The organism is Pseudoxanthomonas sp. PXM04 (assembly GCF_014851695.1).
GTDB classification, from domain to species: domain Bacteria; phylum Pseudomonadota; class Gammaproteobacteria; order Xanthomonadales; family Xanthomonadaceae; genus Pseudoxanthomonas_A; species Pseudoxanthomonas_A beigongshangi.
The window spans coordinates 151,048-171,200 of sequence record NZ_JACVAG010000006.1 but is presented as its reverse complement, the minus strand read 5'-3'; the positions used below and the strand labels follow the sequence as shown (position 1 = coordinate 171,200).

The 20,153-nt window shown below is 66.5% G+C and carries 20 protein-coding genes; 8 read left to right on the top strand and 12 right to left on the bottom strand.

Annotated elements, in window-relative coordinates; genetic code table 11:
• Positions 1–124: 124 nt before the first annotated feature.
• The 3 genes from IB228_RS15430 (at position 125) to fabB (ending at position 2,510) form a co-directional block, all read left to right on the top strand.
• A complete protein-coding gene (locus IB228_RS15430; RefSeq protein ID WP_183640801.1) occupies positions 125–502 on the top strand; it encodes a bleomycin resistance family protein in 378 nt (125 codons plus the stop codon).
• Between the two features lie 281 nt (positions 503–783).
• The gene (fabA, locus tag IB228_RS15425) at positions 784–1,299 is read left to right on the top strand and encodes a 3-hydroxyacyl-[acyl-carrier-protein] dehydratase FabA (RefSeq protein WP_141454298.1); all 516 of its coding nucleotides are present in this window, start codon (positions 784–786) and stop codon (positions 1,297–1,299) included.
• Positions 1,300–1,301: 2 nt separating this feature from the next.
• On the top strand, positions 1,302–2,510 hold the full coding sequence (gene fabB, locus IB228_RS15420; RefSeq protein WP_183640799.1) for a beta-ketoacyl-ACP synthase I: 1,209 nt from the start codon (positions 1,302–1,304) through the stop codon (positions 2,508–2,510).
• A 106-nt stretch (positions 2,511–2,616) separates the two neighbouring features.
• Here the strand turns inward: fabB and IB228_RS15415 are convergent, their stop codons facing one another.
• The 10 genes from IB228_RS15415 to IB228_RS15370 all read right to left on the bottom strand — a co-directional run bounded on the left by IB228_RS15415 (position 2,617) and on the right by IB228_RS15370 (position 12,279).
• A complete protein-coding gene (locus IB228_RS15415) occupies positions 2,617–4,149 on the bottom strand; it encodes a PepSY-associated TM helix domain-containing protein (protein WP_192199104.1) in 1,533 nt (510 codons plus the stop codon).
• Complete coding sequence (locus tag IB228_RS15410; RefSeq protein ID WP_192199103.1) at positions 4,146–4,421, bottom strand: hypothetical protein; 276 nt, start codon at positions 4,419–4,421, stop codon at positions 4,146–4,148. The genes IB228_RS15415 and IB228_RS15410 overlap by 4 nt, the downstream gene beginning before the upstream one ends.
• Positions 4,411–4,689, bottom strand: coding sequence for a hypothetical protein (locus tag IB228_RS15405; RefSeq protein ID WP_225562482.1), 279 nt, complete (start codon positions 4,687–4,689; stop codon positions 4,411–4,413). The genes IB228_RS15410 and IB228_RS15405 overlap by 11 nt, the downstream gene beginning before the upstream one ends.
• A gap of 30 nt (positions 4,690–4,719) precedes the next feature.
• On the bottom strand, positions 4,720–7,020 hold the full coding sequence (locus IB228_RS15400) for a TonB-dependent receptor (RefSeq protein ID WP_225562481.1): 2,301 nt from the start codon (positions 7,018–7,020) through the stop codon (positions 4,720–4,722).
• Positions 7,021–7,182: 162 nt separating this feature from the next.
• Positions 7,183–7,620, bottom strand: a complete 438-nt coding sequence (locus tag IB228_RS15395; protein WP_192199101.1) for a hypothetical protein — start codon at positions 7,618–7,620, stop codon at positions 7,183–7,185.
• An 81-nt stretch (positions 7,621–7,701) separates the two neighbouring features.
• Positions 7,702–8,493, bottom strand: a complete 792-nt coding sequence (locus IB228_RS15390; RefSeq protein WP_192199100.1) for a MetQ/NlpA family ABC transporter substrate-binding protein — start codon at positions 8,491–8,493, stop codon at positions 7,702–7,704.
• Between the two features lie 28 nt (positions 8,494–8,521).
• Positions 8,522–9,202, bottom strand: a complete 681-nt coding sequence (locus IB228_RS15385; RefSeq protein ID WP_192199099.1) for a methionine ABC transporter permease — start codon at positions 9,200–9,202, stop codon at positions 8,522–8,524.
• The gene (locus IB228_RS15380) at positions 9,199–10,206 is read right to left on the bottom strand and encodes a methionine ABC transporter ATP-binding protein (RefSeq protein ID WP_183640790.1); all 1,008 of its coding nucleotides are present in this window, start codon (positions 10,204–10,206) and stop codon (positions 9,199–9,201) included. Before IB228_RS15380 ends, IB228_RS15385 begins: the two co-directional genes overlap by 4 nt.
• Positions 10,207–10,741: 535 nt before the next feature.
• The gene (locus IB228_RS15375) at positions 10,742–11,596 is read right to left on the bottom strand and encodes a PhzF family phenazine biosynthesis isomerase (protein ID WP_192199098.1); all 855 of its coding nucleotides are present in this window, start codon (positions 11,594–11,596) and stop codon (positions 10,742–10,744) included.
• The gene (locus tag IB228_RS15370; RefSeq protein WP_192199097.1) at positions 11,596–12,279 is read right to left on the bottom strand and encodes a hypothetical protein; all 684 of its coding nucleotides are present in this window, start codon (positions 12,277–12,279) and stop codon (positions 11,596–11,598) included. Before IB228_RS15370 ends, IB228_RS15375 begins: the two co-directional genes overlap by 1 nt.
• Positions 12,280–12,339: 60 nt before the next feature.
• Here IB228_RS15370 and IB228_RS15365 point away from each other — a divergent pair, with 60 nt between their 5' ends.
• Positions 12,340–13,791 (top strand): PLP-dependent aminotransferase family protein, encoded by a 1,452-nt coding sequence (locus tag IB228_RS15365; RefSeq protein WP_192199096.1) that lies wholly within the window; start codon positions 12,340–12,342, stop codon positions 13,789–13,791.
• A gap of 390 nt (positions 13,792–14,181) precedes the next feature.
• On the opposite strand, the gene IB228_RS15360 is transcribed toward IB228_RS15365, so the two are convergent.
• Positions 14,182–14,445: a hypothetical protein gene (locus tag IB228_RS15360; RefSeq protein ID WP_183640777.1), complete on the bottom strand. Its 264-nt coding sequence runs from the start codon at positions 14,443–14,445 to the stop codon at positions 14,182–14,184.
• A gap of 495 nt (positions 14,446–14,940) precedes the next feature.
• Between IB228_RS15360 and IB228_RS15355 the strand changes: the two genes are divergently transcribed.
• Positions 14,941–15,516 (top strand): TetR/AcrR family transcriptional regulator, encoded by a 576-nt coding sequence (locus IB228_RS15355; protein ID WP_192199095.1) that lies wholly within the window; start codon positions 14,941–14,943, stop codon positions 15,514–15,516.
• A gap of 4 nt (positions 15,517–15,520) precedes the next feature.
• Positions 15,521–15,871 (top strand): VOC family protein, encoded by a 351-nt coding sequence (locus IB228_RS15350; RefSeq protein WP_192199094.1) that lies wholly within the window; start codon positions 15,521–15,523, stop codon positions 15,869–15,871.
• A gap of 150 nt (positions 15,872–16,021) precedes the next feature.
• Here the strand turns inward: IB228_RS15350 and glmS are convergent, their stop codons facing one another.
• Positions 16,022–17,848 carry a glutamine--fructose-6-phosphate transaminase (isomerizing) gene (glmS, locus tag IB228_RS15345; protein ID WP_183640774.1) on the bottom strand — a complete coding sequence of 609 codons (1,827 nt, stop codon included), beginning with the start codon at positions 17,846–17,848 and terminating at the stop codon, positions 16,022–16,024.
• A gap of 192 nt (positions 17,849–18,040) precedes the next feature.
• Between glmS and IB228_RS20010 the strand changes: the two genes are divergently transcribed.
• Positions 18,041–19,318 carry an efflux RND transporter periplasmic adaptor subunit gene (locus tag IB228_RS20010; protein ID WP_183641403.1) on the top strand — a complete coding sequence of 426 codons (1,278 nt, stop codon included), beginning with the start codon at positions 18,041–18,043 and terminating at the stop codon, positions 19,316–19,318.
• A gap of 97 nt (positions 19,319–19,415) precedes the next feature.
• Complete coding sequence (locus tag IB228_RS15335) at positions 19,416–20,144, top strand: ABC transporter ATP-binding protein (RefSeq protein WP_225562498.1); 729 nt, start codon at positions 19,416–19,418, stop codon at positions 20,142–20,144.
• Positions 20,145–20,153 lie beyond the last annotated feature (9 nt).

The window sequence follows — 20,153 nt, the reverse complement described above, 5'->3', positions numbered from 1 at the left end:
CCCTTTTCCGCTTTCAACAGCCCAATGGCTGGTCAAAGGGGAGGCAAAAGCTGCCATGCTTCTGCCGAATCCCGGCTTTCGACGGCCGTAAGGCCGGTCATCCCCAATCCCGAATCCCCGCCCCATGCACGCCAAACACATCACCCCGATCCTCAACGTCTCGCACATGGAAAAGAGCTTCGCCTGGTTCAAGGCGCTGGGTTGGGAGAAATGCTGGGACTGGGGCAGTCCGCCCACCTTCGGTTCGGTCGGTTCCGGCGAGTGCGAGATCTTCATGTGCCTGGATGGCCAGGGCCATCGTCAGGATCCCGCCCGTCCCCACGTGGAAACCGGCGGCGTCTGGATGTCCATCTGGGTCGACGACGTGGACAGCATCCACCGCACCTGTCTGGCGAACGGCATCGAAGTGACCTGGCCGCCGACCGACGAACCCTGGGGCGTGCGTGAGATGCATGTCCGCCATCCGGACGGACATGTGTTCCGGATCAGCCAGTCGCGCTAGGGCCAGGCTCCCGCGACATGAGCGTCCTGGACAGCAGCAGCAGGAACAGACCCAACGCGAGCAACAGCGCAGGCACTCGCATCGCGCAATTTGCGCACCGTACGCCGGCGGATGCGGTATCCGAGGGTATCCGACCGGACAACGCGCATCCGCGAAAATCCAAGCGCCGCCTTGTTCTTCGTCCGCCTACGCCGGCGTACGGAAACACGAGGCTGATCTGCGTCAATACAGCTGTATGCACAATTGTGCATTATTCTGGTTCCTGACCTGTCGGATCACGCATGAAATCCCCCGCTTCCTTTACCCGGGATCAGCTGCTGGCCAGCGCCCGCGGCGAACTGTTCGGCCCGGACGCCGGCCGCCTCCCCAATGACCCGATGTTGATGTTCGATCGCATCACCGAGATCCGCGAGGACGGCGGCGCGCACGGCAAGGGCATGGTGCGGGCGGAACTGGATATCCATCCGGACCTGTGGTTCTTCAAATGCCACTTCCTCGGCGACCCGGTGATGCCCGGCTGCCTGGGCCTGGACGCGCTGTGGCAACTCACCGGTTTCTATCTCACCTGGATCGGCGCGCCCGGACGTGGCCGCGCGCTCGGCACCGGCGAGGTGAAGTTCACCGGCCAGGTGCTGCCCACCGCCAAGCGGGTGAGCTATGAAATCGACATCAGCCGCGTGATCAACCGCAAGCTGGTGCTGGCCGTGGCCGATGGCCGCATGCTGGTCGATGGCCGCGAGATCTATACCGCGCGCGATCTGCGCGTGGGCCTGTTCACCTCCACGGAGGCGTTCTGAGCATGCGCCGCGTCGTCATCACCGGCCTGGGCATCACTTCCTGCCTGGGCAATGATTCCAACACCGTTTCCGCCGCGCTACGCGAAGGCCGCTCCGGCATCCGCCATCTGCCGCAATACGCCGAGCTCGGCTTCCGCAGCCAGGTCGGCGGCGCGCCGGAGCTGGATCTGGAAGCCCTGATCGATCGCAAGCAGAAGCGCTTCATGGGCGATGCCGCCGCCTACGCCTATCTGGCGATGCGCGATGCGATCGCCGATGCCGGCCTGGACGAAGCGCTGGTCAGCCAGCCGCGCACGGGCCTGATTGCCGGTTCCGGCGGCGGCTCGGCCGAATGGCAGATCGAGGCGGCGGATCTGCTGCGCCAGCGCGGCATCCGCAAGGTCGGTCCGTACATGGTGCCGCGCACGATGTGCTCGACCGTCTCGGCCACGCTCGCCACCGCGTGCAAGATCAAGGGCGTGAGCTATTCGCTGTCGGCCGCCTGCGCGACCTCCGCGCACTGCATCGGCGCGGCGGCGGACCTGATTCGCGCCGGCCGCCAGGACATCGTGTTCGCCGGTGGCGGCGAGGAACTGCACTGGGCGCTGACGATGATGTTCGACGCCATGGGCGCGTTGTCCAGCCAGCGCAACGAGGATCCGACCCGCGCCTCGCGTCCGTATGACGCCGATCGCGATGGTTTCGTCATCGCAGGCGGCGGCGGCATGCTGGTGCTGGAAGACTACGACCACGCGGTCAAGCGCGGTGCGCGCATCCACGCCGAACTGCTTGGCTACGGTGTCACCTCCGACGGCGCCGACATGGTCGCCCCGTCCGGCGAAGGCGCGGTGCGCTGCATGCAGATGGCCCTGGAAGGCGTGGACAAACCGGTCGACTACCTCAACACCCACGGTACTTCGACGCCGCTGGGCGACGTGGTGGAACTTGACGCCGTGCGCAGCGTGTTCGGCGATGCGGTGCCGCCGCTGTCCTCGACCAAGGCGCTGTCCGGCCATTCGCTTGGCGCGGCCAGCGTGCACGAGGCGATCTACTGCCTGCTGATGATGCGCGACGGCTTCATCGCCGGCTCGGCGAACATCGATACGCCGGATCCGCGCGTCGAAAGCTTCCCGATCGTGCGCGAAAGCCGCGACGCGACGCTGGACACGGTGATGTCCAACAGCTTCGGCTTCGGCGGCACCAACGCCACGCTGGTGTTCGGACGGGTCTGAGGCCCGTCGCGGTTTCTTCCCGACCTGGACGATGCCCATGGTCGGGAGCCTCCCGCTGCCGTCTGGCCGCCTGCCCTGTTTCGGGCGGGCGGCGTGTCATGGCGATCTATCCGGCCGCCCACACGCTGTTCGGGTCGCCGTTGCGCCCGCGCGCCCGCGTGGCCACCGCCATGCGCCAGAACACCAGCGCCATCGCCAGCGCGGTGCCGTCGATGAAGAAGCGATGCCAATGTCCACGCCCCAGCGCCGTGAACAGGTGCTCGCCCGAAGCCACGTAGCCGGCGACCGGAATCGCCGCGGTCAGTACGACGCACAGCCACAGCAGTTCGTATCCGGCGCGCACCGGACGTCGCAGCAACGCCCACGCCAGACTGGCGAAGAACACCACGTAGTACGCCGTTGACGGGGCCAGCGCGGGCAATAGCGCCGCCGATACGAATACCGCCGACACGCCGGCCACGCAGCCCAGGCAGATACCCAGGGTCAGCCCCGCCATCACCCGGGTGCGGCGCGGCTGCTGCACCTCGCGCCGCTTGCGCCGGGCCTCGATCCACAACAGGTTGCCGCTGTAGAACAGGAACGCGCCGCCCAGACCCAGCAGGAAGTACAGCCACTTCACCGCCATGTCGCCGAAATTTCCGTAGTGCAGATGCTGCAATCCGCGCAGGAAGGCCATGCCTGGCGGATAGTCGCGCGGCGGCAGCGCCTTGATGACCTGTCCGCTGGCGGCATTGATGGCGACGCCCGCCATATGGTTGAGCCGGCGCTGCGGCAACTCGCCGTACAGCGTCACCTGTGCGTTGGCATCACCCGCGTCGTGATAGAACAGGCTTTCCACCGCCATGCCCGGCAGCGCGACTTCCGCGCGCCGTACCAGTTCGGCGACCGGCAGCATCGGCCGCGCGACACCGGCCGGCTCGACATGAGGCGCCACGTCGAAGTCGCCTTCCAGGATCTTCAGCAACTTGCCGTCGTAGACCAGGAACTGGAACGGCGCCAGCATCAGGAAACCGATGGTCAGCACCGCGCCGCTCCAGGCGAAGATCACATGGAACGGCAACGACAGCATGCCGATCACGTTGTGCGCGTCCTGCCACAGGCGCTTGATGTTGCGGCCCAGGCGCAATGCGAACAGGTCCTTGAGGAACACCGGCGCGTACAGGATCACGCCGCTCACCAGCGCCAGCCCGTAGAGGATGCAGAACACCCCGAACAGGTACATGCCAAACGTGCGCGGCAGGCCGGCGGTGAAATGAAGGTCGTAGATGAAATCGACAAAACCAGCGCGCGCGGGCGTCTGCACCAGCCCCCCATCCTCCAGGGTGAACCTGTGCTGGTCGCCGGTTTTCTCGTCGTACCAATAGAGCGACGCCTGCGGTCCGTGTTCGCCCGGCAGGGTCACGGTCAGGCTGTGGCTGGCCTCGGGATGGCGGCGCAACACGCCGTCCACCAATGCCTGGGCCTGGGCATGGCCGGTTTCCGGCGCGGGCATCGCCTGCGGCGGGCGTTCCCAGCCTTCCAGTTCGTGCACGAACACGGTCACCGCGCCCGCGTAGAAGGCGATGAACAAACCCATGCCCGCAATCAGGCCAACCCAGGTGTGGACGGACAGGAAACTGCGCAGCGTCGCGGCCTTCATGCCGGCAGCTCCGCGGCCCAGCCCAGCAGACGGGACACTTGGATCAGGCCGAAGCAGAGCAGCGTGCCGCCCCCCATCCACAACCATGCGCGCAGGCCGGTTCGGGCCAGGAACGCCAGCGACATCACCGCCACCCACAGCGGGAAGGAGAGCAGCAGCCATGGCATGGTCACCCGGGCCAACTCGCCCGGCCAATGCAGCGCGATCACACCGATGATGCCCACGGTCAACGGAAGTCCCAGCAGCGCGGCCGCCAGCGATTTAGCCCACATGAATCTTCTCCTTCCGGATCTGCCACCAAGCATCGGCATACGGCAGCACCACCAGTCCCAGCATCAGCGCCGAAAGCGCGGCGAACACGCCGGACCACACGCCGAACGCGCCGCAGGCCACTCCCGTGGACAGCAGCATGCAGGTCCACGCCACCCACCGCAGCGCACGCGCGCGATCGCGCAGGCGCGGCGCCAGCCGCTGGTGCGCGCTGGCCAGGTAGAACGCCAGCGCGGCCAACCCCGCCAGCAGCAGATAGAGCAGGCTCATCGGCAAATTTCCTTCCATCCAGGATTGCGCTTACCAGCGGTATTCGATGCCCAGGCCCACCACGCGCGGCGCGCCCAGGATCACGTTGGGACTGTCGTCGGACCACGCGTACTGGGTGTAGTCCTCGTCGAACAGGTTGTTGGCAAACAGGTACGCGCTCCAGTCCGCCAGCTCGTAGCCGAACCGGGTGTTCACCACCGTCCGGGACGACAACGTCCGCGTGCCGGTTCCCACGTCGGGATTCACCCGGCTGCGGTGGTTGGCGTTGAGGTTGGCCACCCAACCCTCGCCGAAGCGCAGGTTGGCGCCCACGGCGAACGTCCAGCGCGGCGCGTAGGCGAACTCCTGGCCGGAATAGTCATTGATGCGCGCGTCCAGGTCGGTCTTGAACTCGTCGTAGCGCGTGCGCGAATAGCCCAGCGAGGCGTACCAGTCGAAACCGCTGCCGAGGCGGTGGCTGGCCTCCAGTTCGAAGCCGTACAGGTGCGCCTTGCCCGCGTTGACCGTGTGGTAGTCATAGTCATTGATGCCGAACATGGCGATGACCTGCTTGTCCTTCCAGTCGATGTAGTAGACGTTGGCGTTCAAGGTCAGCGCATCGTCCAGCCACTGCGAGCGCAGCGACAACTCGGCGTTCCAGGTGTACTCCGGGTCGTACGCATAGTTGCGGCCTCGCGCGATGTTGAAGGTCGATCCGCCCGACCGGTAACCACGCTGGACGACGAAGGCCGTGGACAGGTCCTCGTTCCAAGCGAAGCGCAGGCCGAGTTTGGGCAGGAACGCGGTGAACTCGCGGGTGTCCAGCGGCGTATCGCTGTTGGCCTGCCGCACCATGGCCAGTACCGCCTGGTTGATCCCGCCAATGGCCGGCGACAGCGCCGGGCCGAACGCATCGGGATCCGGCAAGGTGCCGGCGAATATCGCCGTGGCGTCGGAGCCGAACCGGTACTGTTCGCGGTCGTAACGGAAACCGCCCAACAGCGACAACCGTTGCGCCAGGTCGAATTCGAAATCGGTGAACAGCGCCGCGTTGCGCGCACGCGACTGGCTCTTGCTGGTGTAATCGACCGGAATCACCGGCACCGCCTGCGCGTACAGTCCGGCCACGTAACCGGCGGTGGCCGGATCCAGCCCGGCGCCCTGCAGCACGGCGGCGATCGTGCCCACCGGCGTTTCCACGTTGGTGCGATTGACGCTCAGGTTGTCCATCTCGCGCTGCGAGCCGTACAGGCCGAGCAGGCCACGCAGGCGATCGCCGCGGTAGTGCAGGCGGAACTCCTGCGACAGCGTGTCGTACTGTTCCCGGGTGTTGCCGTAGGCTTCCGGCCGCTCGGTCAGGTCGGTGTCGAAACTGCGCTGCATGTCGGTATCCGACCAGGCCGTGACGGCCGACATCGACCAGGGGCCGGACAATGCGTAGTCGATTTCCAGCGTCGCGATCCGGCTCAGCGCGTCGGTGCTGGACGGATGGTCCGAGGTGTTGATGCGATGGTCGTAGTAGTTTGGTACGTCGTTGCGCGCGTAGGCATACATGTAGGGGCCCTTGCGATCGTCGCGGGTGAAGGTCAACCGCGCGGCCAGGCCCTCGATCGCCTTTGGCGTCCACAGCAGCTTGGCGCGCGCCATCGTCGACTCGCGCTTGTCCTCCGGCACGCCGCGGGTGGGATTGTCGATGAAGCCATCGAAGCGGCGGTCCTCCACCGCCACCCGGAACGCCAGTTCGTCGGCCAGCAGCGGACCGCCGCCGGCGAACGCCACCCGGCGATCCCCCGGATCAGCCAACAGCACGCGTGCCCGACCCGACCAGTCCATCGTCGGGTCCTCGGTGCGCAGCACCACCGCGCCGGCCAGCGCGTTCTCGCCCTGGATGGTGGATTGCGGTCCGCGCAGCACTTCCACCTGGGCGATGTCCCACAGGTCGGTCGGGCCGGCATCGCTCGCGTTGCTCGGCAACGCCGCGCCATCCACATAGATCGTCGCCAGCGGATTGGGCGCGCCGGCCTCGTTGGCGATGCCGCGGATGGTGAAGCCACGGTCACCGTACATTTGCGACACGTTGGCAGTGCGGTTGAGGATGTCGAACAGGCTTTGCAGGTTCTCCTGCTCGATCCGCACCGAGGTCGTCACCGCCACGCTGGCAGTGGTGTCCTGCAGGGAGCGCTCGGTCTTCTCGCCGCGGACGACGATTTCATCCAGGGTTTTGGTCTCCGGCACGTCGGCGGCGCCAACGCCGGAAGGCGCCTGTTGGGCCTGGGCCTGGAGGGCGGCCAGCAGGCAAACGGCCAGCACTGACCCGCGCTGGCGGGCAACGGGAATACGGGGGTACGACAAAGGAGGTTTTTCCCACGAGCAGGACCGGGAAACCGGTCGCCAGGGACGCGGCGAGGGGCTGACGTCCGACAGCGCGTATTATGTGATAATAATTCACATTTGCAACGGGGGCACACCGGCCTGCGCGGTCCAGGCCGGCGGTGCGGACACATGGCGCCGCCACTAGCTCTCCGAAGCCCGGCGGGTACCGGCGATGTATCCCGCCAACGTTCCAAGCAACGCTCCCAGCATGGACGCCGCGACATACAAGACGGTGAGCAGCGCAGGCTGTGTTGACGGCAGCCACAATCCGATCACCACACTGAACGCCTGCGCGATGCCCGACATCAACAGGAATACGAGTGCCGCGTGTTGCAGGCGGCGCTCGCGTTGGCGACAGGCCAGCTGGGCGAATATCAGGAAGTCCACCGATGCCATGATCACAAGGCCAATGGCCGTCTGGCGTATCAGTGCCTCCTTGTCGGAGGCAGCGGACACGAACATGCCTTCAGCCAAGCCGATGGAGAAGTGGATCAGGAACATCAGGATCGCGTACCGGGTGATACGCGCCCAATTCAAGGGTTCTCCCATCTGCACGCGCGGCATGTCTTCATCCGGCAAGACACTCTCTCCTGCTCCCGCACCGGACAACGGACCCCGCTGTTACCGTCATCAGAGACGGCGCGAGCCAGGGTCGCATGATCAGAACGCCGGCAACACCGCGCCCTGGTACTTCTTCTGGATGAATTCGCGCACGGCCGGGCTGGTCAACGCGGCTTCCAGCTTCTTCACCCGCGGGTCGTCGCGCAGGTCCGGGCGGCCGACCAGGAAGTTCACGTAGGGCGATTTCGCGTCCTCGATGGCGAGGGCGTCGCGGGTCGGCTGCAGGCCGGCATCCAGCGCGTAGTTGGTGTTGATCAGTGCCAGATCGACCTGGTCGAGCACACGCGGCAGCATCGCGGCGTCGAGTTCGCGGAACTTCAGCTGCTTCGGATTGGCGGTGATGTCGCGCAGGGTCGCCATCTGGTTGGACGGATCCTTGAGCTGGATGACGCCGGCGCGATGCAGCAGGATCAGCGCGCGGCTGTTGTTGCTCGGATCGTTGGGAATCACCACGTCCGCGCCCGCGGGTAGCGCATCCAGCGACTTGTAGCGGCGGGAGTACGCGCCGAACGGTTCGATGTGCACGCCAATGTAGGTTTCCAGCTTCGTGCCGCGATCCTGGTTGTAGGCTTTCAGATAGGGCTCGGTCTGGAAGTAGTTCACGTCGATCTGGCCCTGCACGACCTGATCGTTGGGCTGCACGTAGTCGTTGAACACGCGCACCTCCAGCTTTACCCCTTCCTTGGCCAGCAGTGGCTTGACCACTTCCAGGATTTCCGCGTGCGGAACGGCGGTGGCGGCGATGGTGAGGGTGTCGTCGGACTTCGCCGCCGGCTTGCAGGCCGCCAGGACCAGCAGCAGTAGCGACAACGGGAGCAGCAACTTCTTCATGGGGAATTCCGGGGAGAGGAAAAAGGAATCAGCGGCGGTTGAAACGCCGGACCAGGCTATCGCCCAGCCACTGCAGGAGCTGGACGATGATCAGCAGCAGCGCGACGGTGATCACCGCCACCGACGTCTGGGATCGCAGGTAGCCATCACGATACGCCAGATCGCCCAGGCCGCCGGAACCGATGGCGCCGCCCATCGCGGTGAATCCGATCAGGGCCACCGCGGTGACCGTCGCTCCCGCCAGCAGGCCCGGCATGGATTCCGGCAGCAGCACGCGCCGCACCAGTTGCCACGTGGTGGCGCCCATGGCCTCGCTGGCTTCGATGACACCCGGATGGACTTCCCGCAGTGCCGTTTCGACCAGCCGCGCGTAGAACGGCACCGCGCCCACCACCAGCGGCAGGATCGCCCCGCGCACGCCCAGCGACGTGCCCACCAGGCTCAGCGTCACCGGGATCAACACGATCATCAGGATGATGAAGGGCGCCGAGCGCACCAGATTCACCAGCAACGCCAGCGCGCCATGCAGCCAGCGATTTTCCAGGCGCTGGCGCTTGTCACTGAGGAACAGCAGCACGCCCAGCGGCAGGCCCAACAGCAGGGTCAATGGCAGCGCGCCCGCGAGCATCAGCAGGGTATCGCCGCTCGCCACCAGCACTTCGCCCCACTTGGCCGGATCCAGTCCCAGCACGGTCGCGATCGTGATCATGCGCGCAGCACCTCGACATCGACGCCGGCCTGTTGCAGGCGGGAGGCGGCGTCATCGGCATCACCTTCGGTCATGGCGATGGTGAGCTGGCCATACGGCGTATCGCGGATGCGACCGATGCGGCCGCCCAAAATCGTGTAGTCCACGCCGGTCTGGCGCGCGACCTGGCCGAGCAATGGCCGGTAGGTATCGCCACCGAGGAAGGTCAGGCGCAGGATGCGGCCGGGCACCGCGTCCAGCGCGCGGCGCTGCTCGTCCTCGTCCAGGTGTTCGGCATCGACCACGAACTGCCGTGTGGTCGGATGGGCCGGATGCAGGAACACCTGCGTCACCGGTCCGGTCTCCACCAGTTGTCCCGCGTCCAGCACCGCCACGCGATGGCAGATGCTGCGCACCACTTCCATCTCGTGGGTGATCAGCACGATGGTCAACCCGAGTTCGCGATTCAGATCCGCCAGCAGGCGCAGGATGGATTGGGTGGTCTGCGGATCCAGCGCGCTGGTGGCCTCGTCGCACAGCAGCAGGTGTGGCTGGGTGGCCAGCGCGCGCGCGATGCCCACGCGCTGTTTCTGCCCGCCGGACAACTGGGCCGGGTAACGATCCGCCAGTGCCCGCAGGCCGACACGGTCCAGCAACTGCGCCACCCGTTGTTCGATCTCCGCACGCTTCATGCCGGCCAGTTGCAGCGGGAACGCCACGTTGTCCGCCACCGTCTGCGAGGACAGCAGGTTGAAGTGCTGGAAGATCATGCCGATGCGGCGGCGCGCGGCGCGCAATTCCGGATCCGGCAGCGCCGCGATGTCCTGCCCTTCCACCAGCACCTGGCCCTGCGAGGGACGCTCCAGGCCGTTGATCAGGCGCAGCAGGGTCGACTTGCCGGCGCCGGACTGGCCGATGATGCCGAAGATCTCCCCCTGCCGGATCTCCAGATCCAGCGGTCGTAGCGCCACGGTTTCGCCGCCGGGCGTGGCGAAGGACTTGCTGATGTTCTTGAACTGGATCATGGCGCCGTGGGCCTGGCGGGAGAGCGATCACCCGCCCGCAGGAACGTGGGAGTGCGGAGGTGCCGCCGGGCTTGGCCGGTACGCGGCAGGGAGCGCCAAGATAGCCTGTCCCCGCCGGCTGTCAAATGCGCCCGGCCAGCGGGATTCCGGCTGCGCGCGGGCAGATGGAGAAGCGCCGCCGTTCATCCGTCCACGGCAACGGCTTGCGGGTGAGCCGCGCTCGCCGCTGGTGGGAGAGGCAGCGCAGCGGCGAGCACGGCCCATGAACCTGTTTCGACATGCGATATCCGGATGACAACGACAACCGCGTCATCCGGCTTGCGTCGCCTGCGCGCAGTGGCGGAAGGCATCCGACGCAGGCGCCGGGCGTGCAACGGCTCTACTGGGAAACGCAAGGATATCGCCACGCGCCCGCGCGCGTGATGGTCGCGACGAATGTGCTTATGCCGTATTCCCACTTGCCCTCGCGGCGGCTTCCGTCTTCCGCGATCGTCCCTGCCATCGAACCTCGCGATGGTCGCGCGATCGCACCGAATCAGCCTGCCTGGTTTGCGGCGTCCGTGATCCTCACCGCTGTACCGCTGACACGGATTCCCTCGCGCGGATCCTCCGGCACCGTCACGCCGATCCGGCTCGGCCGCCCGAGATCATCGCCCTGGTGAACCCGGAAAACGCGATCCGCCGGCAATGCCTCGTTGTGCGCCAGATACGCACCCAGCGCGGCGGCGGCGGCGCCCGTGGCCGGGTCCTCCACCACGCCACCGGGTGGAAACGGATTGCGGGCGTGGAAGGTATCGGCATCCGCGCGCCAGATCAGGTTCAAGGTGGTCCAGCCGCGTTGCGCCATGAGTCCGGAAAGCGCATCGAAATCGTAATCCAGCCGCGCCAGGCGGTCGCGGGTGGACACGGCGATGATCGGATGCCACGCGCCGGCGTAGGCGACGGCCGGCGCCAGTGCGGGGTCCAGTTCATCGCGATGCCAGCGCAGGACGGCGAGCAGGCGATCCAGATCGTCCGGATCCAGTGGCGCCATGCGCGGCTCGACGCTGGTCAGCGTCGCGGTGAACTGCTCGTCCACCTGCACGCGCACGCGCCCGGCGCGTGTATGCAGCACCTTCTCGCCCGCGCCGTTCGCCTCGGCGTGCGCGACGGTCGCGGCAATGGTGGCGTGTCCGCAGAACGGCACCTCGGCCAGCGGACTGAAGTAGCGCACCTCGAACGTGCCATCCTCGCGCGGCAACAGGAAGGCGGTTTCCGAATAGCCCACCTCGGCGGCGATTCGCTGCATGTCCGCTTCCGGCATGCCGCGCGCATCCAGCACGACCCCGGCGGGATTGCCTCCGGCCGGATCCGTGGTGAAGGCGCTGTAGCGGAGCACGTTCGCGTTCATCACGCCTCCTCCGGCAAGGCGGTGCGCGTGTCGGGATCATCCAGCCGCACCACCAGATAACGCAGGAAGAACTGGGTCAACGGCCCCACGCCCAGAGCGAAGATCACCGTGCCCACGCCGACGACGCCACCCAGCAATACGCCGACGATGAGCACGGTGACTTCGATGATCGTGCGCACCTTGCGGATCGACCAGCCGGTGCGACGCGACAGTCCGGTCATCAAGCCGTCGCGCGGGCCCGGTCCCAGCTGTGCGCCGACATAGAGCGCGGTGGCGAAGGCACAGGTCAGCACGCCGCCCAGCATGTAGGCGATGCGCAGCCACAGGCTTTCCGGCGTGCCGAGCATCGCCAGGCTGATGTCGGCGAACGGCCCCAGCAGCAGGCTGTTGGCGACCGTGCCCAGTCCCGGCATCTGCCGCAGCGGAATCCACGCCAGCAGCACGACCACCGCGGTGATGATCATCACCACGCCGAACGACACCGGCAGATGCAGCGACAGGCCCAGGTGGAACACGTCCCACGGCGAGGCGCCGATGGCGCCCTTCACCATCAGGGCGATGGCCAGGCCATACAGCCACAGGCCGACCAGCAGCCGGAACAGCCGCTCGGGCAGGCGCCCGGCCTTGAGCTGCGCGAGGGGGCCGAGATTGGACAGGCCCGAGGAGGAGGAGATCGTTGCCATGGGGCCACCTTGAGGGTAATTGGCTCTTTTCCATAGAGCCAATCGTGCGATAGTGGCCCCATGAATCGCACGCTGGCTCCCGAACGCCTCGCCACCCTGGTCGGCGAGTTCAACCGCTCCCCCGCCTACCGAGGGCTGTGCCAGGCCCTGCAGGAACTGATTGGCGATGGCCGCATCCCCTTGGGCACCCGCCTGCCCAGCGAGCGCGCGGTCACCCTCGCACTGGGCGTCTCGCGCAATACCGTCACCCGCGCCTACGCCGATCTGATCGCCGCCGGTTTCGCCACCGCCCGACAGGGCGCCGGCACCTTCGCCACGGTGCCGGTGGATCGCCGGCGCGCGCACGATCACGCCCTGCACGCGCTGGGCACGAACCCGGCCATCGAAGGCGCCATCGATCTGAACTGCGCCGCCGGCGCCGCCACGCCGGGCGTCGCCGCCGCGTACGAACGCGCCCTCGCCGCGCTGCCTTCGTATCTGTGCAGCGACGGCTACCTGCCCTCGGGGCTACCCGGCCTGCAGGCGATGATCGCCGAGTCGTATGCGCGGCGCGGCCTGCCAACGGCGCCGGAACAGATCGTCATCACCAGCGGTGCACTGTCGGCGCTGGCCGTCACCGCGCGTGCGCTATCGCGTCCGGGGGATCGGGTGATGCTCGAATCACCGGTGTATTCCAACGCCATCGAAGCCCTGCGGCTGGGCGGCGGCAAGCTGATCAGTTCGCCCCTGGCCAATCCGCTGGGCGGGCAGGGCTGGGATCTGGACGGCATCGAAGCCACCCTGCGACAGACCTCGCCGCACCTGGCCTACCTGATTCCCGATTTCCAGAATCCCACCGGCTTCCTGATGGACGACGCCATGCGCGCGCGCTACGCCGCCGCGTTGCGCGACGCCCGCACCACCGCCATCGTCGACGAGACCCTGCAAGCCACCGCGCTGTCCGACGCGCCGATGCCCGCGCCCTTCGCCGCGCATGCCACCGACGCCATCACCCTGGGCAGCGCGTCCAAGATGTTCTGGGGCGGGCTGCGCGTGGGCTGGATCCGCGCGCCACGCCCGCTGATCCGCCGCCTGATCAACGCCCGCGTGCAGTTCGATCTCGGCAGCTCGCTGTTCGATCAACTGGTCGTCGCCCAACTGCTGGCCCAACCGGACATCCTCGCCAATCGCCGCGAACTACTGCGCCAGCGCCGCGACGCCCTGATCGCCGCGCTGCGCGAACACCTGCCCGACTGGCGCTTCCGCCAGCCCGAAGGCGGCCTGACCCTGTGGGTGCACCTGCCCCACGGCAGCGCCACCCGCCTGTGCGCCGACATGGAACGCAGCGGCATCCACCTCGCCCCCGGCCCGGTCTTCAGCGTGGAAGGCGGTGCCGACGGCTGGCTGCGGATTCCGTATGCCAAACCGGAGGAGGAACTGGTGCGGGCGGTGAAGGAGGTGGCGAAGACGTGGGCGGTGGCGCCGAGGGACACACACGGCAGGCATGAGGTGTCACGGCGGTTGATCGCGTGATGCTGCAACGGGGGAGACGCTTCATTCTCATGCGGCAAGAGCAAATCCCCCTCAATCCCCCTTTTACAAAGGGGGAAGCAAAGCAGACTCCTACTTGGCTGCGGGATCACGGAGGGAAGCAACCCTGATAGCCCCCTTTAAAAAAGGGGGCGGGCGCCTGCACCGCAGGCGACGGGGGATTTGCTCTTGGCGATTGCAGTTGGAAATCCAGTCAGGCGCTACGACCAGGGACGACCCGAATCGAACTGGACATGGAGCAGGAAGATATCGGCCACCCACGGAAACAGCACCACGACGCCGGGCAGCGCGGTGCACCGATGATCCGACATCCCGGGATGTCGGATCGGGCACCTTGCGCAGGGGTGCCTGTGTTGGCGAATGCCTGTCCGCTCAGTGCTTGGTATCGGGGTTAGGCGGGGGCATCCAGGCCATCCGGTCGAGGACGTGCTGGGCCTGCGCGGCGAATGCGTCGAAGCTGGCGTGCCAGGCCTTGATCGGGATGTGCGGATCCTTGTCTTCTTCCACCGCCATGCACGCCAGGCTCAGGTGGCTCATCAGGCGGAGCTGGCCTTGCAGGGAAAGCAGGCGCAAGTAGCCCTCGTCGGTCAACAGGTAGCCGGAACGGCGATCGGGCGGCGGTTGTGTCTTGCTCATGCGGGTACTCCTTTTCCGTGTGAAAACCCGCCTGCGGAAATGCAGACGGGTGTCGGGAGGTTAGGAAAGCCGCGTAGTGTCGGCGGGCGTATTCCCTCTTGCGAGGTCTTGTATTAGCCGCCCTCCCGACGTGGAACTACAAACGTCGGAAGTACCGATGATGCTGGTACGAAAGAGCCATCCACGTTTCCGTGATGACCTCGCACTACGCTGGAGTTCCTACACTCCGGGAATGGAGTCTGCTGAGTGTGGCGCGTCGATTCAATAGATCCGGATTCAATGTTAGTCGTTGAACTCGCATGTCATTCCTGGCGAAAAATTCGATAGGCAGCCTCCTTCGTGAGGCCTCATCGGCGATACCCGCCTCGCTGAACACCTGCACTCGATCATGGCGTCGCCGTTTCAACTCCTGCATTGAAAAAAAGGCCACATCGGAAGCACTTTCCGGACAAACAAGGCCCACTGTCCGACACGCTTCGTGGGAAGATTCCCGCCATGACCCAGGCCGACCCACATGCCGATCCCCGCTGGCAGCGCACCCATCAGGATCTGCTGGCCGCGTTCCTTTCACTGGTAATCGGCCGGCGTTATCACGACATCCGGATTGCCGACGTGCTGGCGCGTTCCGGGGTCAGCCGCTCGACCTTCTACGAGCATTTCCGCAACAAGGACGAACTGCTGTCGGCAAGTCTGGAGGAACCTTTCCGGATCCTGGCCGGCTTGATCACGGATGACACCGACGCCGCACGCGTCCGCATGATGCTGGACCACTTCTGGACCAATCGCGCATTGGCCCCCAGCCTGTTCCAGGGACCGGCGCTGCGGGTCGTCCGCGGCGCATTGATCACGCAAGTGGAAGCGGCACTCGACCGCAGGGAGTTTCGACTGCGCATCCCGGCGCGGCTGGCGGCGCATTCACTGGCCGACGGCATGTTCTCGCCCATCACGGCCTGGTTGTTGGGCGAGTCCACATGCGGCTCCCAGGATCTGGCGATTGCGTTGCAACGGACCACGGCTGCAGCGGTGCGGGCATTGCAGACGGATTCCCTCCCATCCGGCGACACGGAGTAGACCCATGAAGATGCAACGCCTGATTCCCATGCTGCCGGTCCGTAATATGCCGGCCAGCGTGGAGTTCTACGGAAAGCTCGGCTTCGCGGTGGAAAACCGCAATGACGAATGGCGCTGGGCCATGCTGGCCTTCGACGAATGCCGGCTGATGGTGGACGAATCCATCAACATGCCGCCGGATGCGCCGCGCACGTCGGTGATCTACCTCTATCCCGACGATATCTTTGCCTACCACCGCGAGGTGCGCCGGCGCGGCCTGGTGGTGCCTTCGATCAGCCATCCGTTCTACGGCATGAGCGAGTTCCGGATTGAGGACCCGGATGGCAACCGGTTGTGGATTGGGCAGAAAGGGTGAGAGTGGGGTGGCTGGTTATCTTGTCCGGCCTGGTGTGCGCCAAAGGCAAATCCCCCTCGGTTCCCCTTTTTCAAAGGGGGAGGTAGAAGCACCAGAATTCTGATGGTTTTGGGAGACAAACAAGGGCCGCTTTCGCGGCCCTTGTTTCAATCACTCCACCGTCACCGATTTCGCCAGGTTTCTCGGCTTGTCCACATCCGTTCCTCGTGCCAGTGCCGTGTGGTACGCCAGCAACTGGACGGGGATGGTGTGCACCACCGGGCTGAGCACGCCGGTGTGGCGCGGGGTGCGGATGACGTGCACGCCTTCGGATTCGGTGAAGTTGCTGTCCTGGTCGGCGAACACGAACAGCTCGCCGCCGCGCGCGCGCACTTCCTGCATGTTGGACTTGACCTTCTCCAGCAGGGTGTCGTTGGGCGCGATGACGACGACCGGCATGTCGGCGTCGACCAGCGCCAGTGGGCCGTGCTTGAGCTCGCCGGCCGGATAGGCCTCGGCGTGGATGTAGGAGATTTCCTTGAGCTTGAGCGCGCCTTCCAGGGCGATGGGGTAATGCAGGCCGCGGCCGAGGAACAGCGCGTCGGACTTGGGCGCGAAGCGTTCGGCCCAGGCGGCGATCTGCGGTTCCAGGTTGAGCGCGTGCTGCACGCTGCCGGGCAGGTGACGCAGTTGCTCCAGGTAGTCGGCTTCCTGCTCCGGGGTGACCTTGCCATGCAGCTTGCCCAGCACCACGGTCAGCTGGAACAGCGCGGCCAGCTGGGTGGTGAAGGCCTTGGTGGAAGCCACGCCGATTTCCGCGCCGGCGCGGGTGTAGCAGACCAGTTCGCTGGCGCGCGGGATGGCGCTCTCGGGCACGTTGCAGATGGACAGGCTGTGCTGGTGGCCGAGCGACTTGGCGTACTTCAGTGCTTCCATCGTGTCCAGCGTTTCGCCGGACTGGGAGATGGTGACGATCAGGTGCTTGGGATTGGCGTAGGCGGCGCGGTAGCGGTATTCGCTGGCGATTTCCACGCTGCACGGCAGGCCGGCGATGGACTCGATCCAGTAGCGCGCGGTCATGCCGGCGTAGTAGCTGGTGCCGCAGGCGAGGATCTGCACGCCCTCGATGTCCTTGAGCACCGCCTCGGCGTTGGCGCCGAACAGCGTGGGCAGGAAGCCGCCGTCGATGACCGCCTCGATGGTGTCGGCGATGGCGCGCGGCTGCTCGTGGATTTCCTTCTGCATGAAGTGGCGGTACGGGCCCAGTTCCAGCGAGGCCAGCGACACGTCGGAGACGTGCACATCGCGCTCGATGGGCTGGTCGTTGCCGTCGAACACGCGCACGGCCTGGCGGGTGACCTCGGCGGTGTCGCCTTCTTCCAGGAAGATCACCCGGCGGGTGGCCTGGATGATGGCCGACACGTCCGAGGCGATGAAGTTCTCGCCCTCGCCCAGGCCGATCAGCAGCGGGCAACCCATGCGCGCGCAGACCATGCGCTCGGGTTCCTTGCGGCTGACCACGGCCAGCGCGTAGGCGCCGGTGAGTTCCTTGACCGTGCGCTGCAGGGCGGTGAGCAGGTCATCGCCACCCTTGAGGTGGTGGTGCATCAGGTGGGCGATGACTTCGGTGTCGGTCTGCGATTCGAATTCGTAGCCCAGCGCGCGCAACTTCTCGCGCTGCTCCTCGTGGTTCTCGATGATGCCGTTGTGCACCAGCGCCACGCCATGGCTGATGTGCGGGTGGGCGTTGGCCTCGGTGACCCCGCCGTGGGTGGCCCAGCGGGTATGGCCGATGCCCAGGCTGGCGTTGAAGCCCTCGGCGGCAGCGGCATTCTCCATCTCCGACACCCGGCCGGTGCGGCGGACGCGGCGCACGTCCTTCTGCTCGACCACGGCGATGCCGGCGGAGTCGTAGCCGCGGTATTCCAGCCGCTTCAGTCCCTCGATGAGTACCGGTACCACGTCGCGATCGGCGATCGCTCCCACAATCCCGCACATAGAGTCTTGTCCACCTGAGTCAAAACGAGTCCCGATTGTAACGGGGGCGGACACAACGGACAGTGTCCGCGCCGGTGTCCGCGGACACCCGGACACCGTTCCAACGCCCTTCTCCCCCTTGAAAATCAAACGGTTGCGATTGGCACGCATCCTGCTTTGACGGGGCGTCTTCCCAATAAACGCATGCCATCGATGATTCGGGACACCTCCGCGCAAGATCGCCCCCTGAGTGCCGGCCCCACCGCCACCGCCGCCGCGCCCTGGAAGCGCTGGCTGCTGCCGGCCGCCGGTGGCCTGGCCCTGCTGCTGGTCATCGGCTTCGCCGTACGCGGCTGGGTGGGCGGCAGTCGCTCCTTCGACGGCGCGCGGGTGCGCATCGCCGAGGTCAAGCGCGGCGACCTGGTGCGCGACATCTCCGCCGACGGCCGCCTCATCGCCTCCAACAGTCCCACCCTGTACGCCATCGCCGGCGGCGTGGTGACCCTGAAGGTGGTGGCCGGCGACAAGGTGACCAAGGGCCAGGTGCTGGCCGAGATCGACAGCCCCGAGCTGCGCAGCAAGCTGGCGCAGGAACAGGCGGCCCTGGCCGGCCTGGAGGCCGAGGCCAGCCGCGCCACCCTGGACGCGGCGGTGACCCGCGCCAACGCGCAGAAGGCGCTGGACCAGGCCGACATCGATCGCCAGGCCGCCCAGCGCGATCTGGAACGCTACGAGCGCGGCTTCAACGGCGGCGCGGTGCCGCAGATCGACGTGGCCAAGGCCAAGGACGATCTGCGCAAGACCGAGATCGCGATGGATCACGCGCGCAAGGACGTGAACCTGCAGGGCCAGGGCGCCAGCCTGGATGCGCGCAACAAGCAGCTGATGGCCGAGCGCCAACGTTCCATCGTGGCCGAGGTGCAGCGCCAGGTCGATGCGCTGACCCTGCGCTCGCCGTTCGATGGCCAGGTCGGCCAGGTGCAGGCGGTGCAGCGCTCCAACGTGGCGATCAACGCGCCGGTGATGAGCGTGGTGGACCTGTCCAAGTTCGAAGTGGAGATCAAGGTGCCGGAGAGCTTCGCCCGCGATCTGGCGATCGGCATGCCGGCCCAGCTGACCAGCAACGGCCAGCCGTATCCGGGCGAGATCTCGGCGGTGTCGCCGGAAGTGGTGAATGGCGAAGTCAACGCGCGCATCCGCTTCAGCGACAAGCAGCCACCGGGCCTGCGCCAGAGCCAGCGCCTGAGCGCGCGCATCCTGATGGACACCCGCCGCAACGTGCTGATGGTCGAGCGCGGCCCGTTCGTCGAACAGTCCGGCGGCCGCTACGCCTACGTGATGGACGGCAACTCGGCGGTGCGCCGCCCGGTGCAGATCGGCGTGAGCAGCCTGAGCGCGGTGGAGATCGTCAGCGGCCTGCAGCCGGGCGACAAGGTCGTGGTGTCCGGCAGCGACCAGTTCGGCGATGCCGAGCGGGTCTCGATCAACTGATTCATCGACTCACCGTCTTCCCGTTTTCGTACCCGCCATTCCGTATTTCCCGTATTCCCAGACTTCCATGCTACGCACACACCAGAAGGACTTCGCCATGCTCGAGATGCGTTCGGTTTCCAAGGTCTACCGCACTTCCCAGGTGGAGACGCACGCGCTGCGCTCCCTCGACCTGCATGTCCGCGAGGGCGAGTTTGTCGCGGTGACCGGGCCGTCGGGCTCGGGCAAGACCACCTTCCTCAACATCGCCGGTCTGCTGGAAACCTTCACCGGTGGCCAGTACACGCTGGACGGCCAGGACGTGAGCGGGTTGTCGGATGACGCGCGCAGCAAGCTGCGCAACCAGAAGATCGGCTTCATCTTCCAGAGCTTCAACCTGATTCCGGATCTGAACCTGTTCGACAACGTCGACGTGCCGCTGCGCTACCGCGGCATGAGCGCTTCCGAGCGCAAGCAGCGCATCGAGGACGCGCTGACCCGCGTCGGCCTGGGCTCGCGCATGAAGCACTACCCGTCCGAACTGTCCGGCGGCCAGCAGCAGCGCGCGGCGATCGCGCGTGCCCTGGCCGGCACGCCCAAGCTGCTGCTGGCGGACGAACCGACCGGCAACCTGGACTCGCAGATGGCCCGTGGGGTGATGGAGCTGCTGGAGGAGATCAACAGCCAGGGCACCACCATCATCATGGTGACCCACGATCCGGAGCTGGCCGCGCGCGCGCAGCGCAACGTGCACATCGTCGACGGCGCCGCCACCGACCTGACCACCGAGCCACGCCTGATTTCCACGGTGGGCCTGGACGTCAATCTCGCTCCCGCCCAGGCCTGAGGAACTGAC

What these genes read in the sequence shown, in the direction of transcription:
- IB228_RS15355 (WP_192199095.1), top strand. Translation starts at nt 14,941, where the DNA reads ATGACCCAGGCCGACCCACATGCCGATCCCCGCTGGCAGCGCACCCAT.
- IB228_RS15375 (WP_192199098.1), bottom strand. Translation starts at nt 11,596, where the DNA reads ATGAACGCGAACGTGCTCCGCTACAGCGCCTTCACCACGGATCCGGCC.
- fabA (WP_141454298.1), top strand. Translation starts at nt 784, where the DNA reads ATGAAATCCCCCGCTTCCTTTACCCGGGATCAGCTGCTGGCCAGCGCC.
- IB228_RS15405 (WP_225562482.1), bottom strand. Translation starts at nt 4,689, where the DNA reads ATGAGCCTGCTCTATCTGCTGCTGGCGGGGTTGGCCGCGCTGGCGTTC.
- IB228_RS15370 (WP_192199097.1), bottom strand. Translation starts at nt 12,279, where the DNA reads ATGGCAACGATCTCCTCCTCCTCGGGCCTGTCCAATCTCGGCCCCCTC.
- IB228_RS15385 (WP_192199099.1), bottom strand. Translation starts at nt 9,202, where the DNA reads ATGATCACGATCGCGACCGTGCTGGGACTGGATCCGGCCAAGTGGGGC.
- IB228_RS15335 (WP_225562498.1), top strand. Translation starts at nt 19,416, where the DNA reads ATGCTCGAGATGCGTTCGGTTTCCAAGGTCTACCGCACTTCCCAGGTG.
- IB228_RS15360 (WP_183640777.1), bottom strand. Translation starts at nt 14,445, where the DNA reads ATGAGCAAGACACAACCGCCGCCCGATCGCCGTTCCGGCTACCTGTTG.
- IB228_RS15410 (WP_192199103.1), bottom strand. Translation starts at nt 4,421, where the DNA reads ATGTGGGCTAAATCGCTGGCGGCCGCGCTGCTGGGACTTCCGTTGACC.
- IB228_RS15430 (WP_183640801.1), top strand. Translation starts at nt 125, where the DNA reads ATGCACGCCAAACACATCACCCCGATCCTCAACGTCTCGCACATGGAA.
- glmS (WP_183640774.1), bottom strand. Translation starts at nt 17,848, where the DNA reads ATGTGCGGGATTGTGGGAGCGATCGCCGATCGCGACGTGGTACCGGTA.
- IB228_RS15380 (WP_183640790.1), bottom strand. Translation starts at nt 10,206, where the DNA reads ATGATCCAGTTCAAGAACATCAGCAAGTCCTTCGCCACGCCCGGCGGC.
- IB228_RS20010 (WP_183641403.1), top strand. Translation starts at nt 18,041, where the DNA reads ATGATTCGGGACACCTCCGCGCAAGATCGCCCCCTGAGTGCCGGCCCC.
- IB228_RS15390 (WP_192199100.1), bottom strand. Translation starts at nt 8,493, where the DNA reads ATGAAGAAGTTGCTGCTCCCGTTGTCGCTACTGCTGCTGGTCCTGGCG.
- IB228_RS15365 (WP_192199096.1), top strand. Translation starts at nt 12,340, where the DNA reads ATGAATCGCACGCTGGCTCCCGAACGCCTCGCCACCCTGGTCGGCGAG.
- fabB (WP_183640799.1), top strand. Translation starts at nt 1,302, where the DNA reads ATGCGCCGCGTCGTCATCACCGGCCTGGGCATCACTTCCTGCCTGGGC.
- IB228_RS15350 (WP_192199094.1), top strand. Translation starts at nt 15,521, where the DNA reads ATGAAGATGCAACGCCTGATTCCCATGCTGCCGGTCCGTAATATGCCG.
- IB228_RS15415 (WP_192199104.1), bottom strand. Translation starts at nt 4,149, where the DNA reads ATGAAGGCCGCGACGCTGCGCAGTTTCCTGTCCGTCCACACCTGGGTT.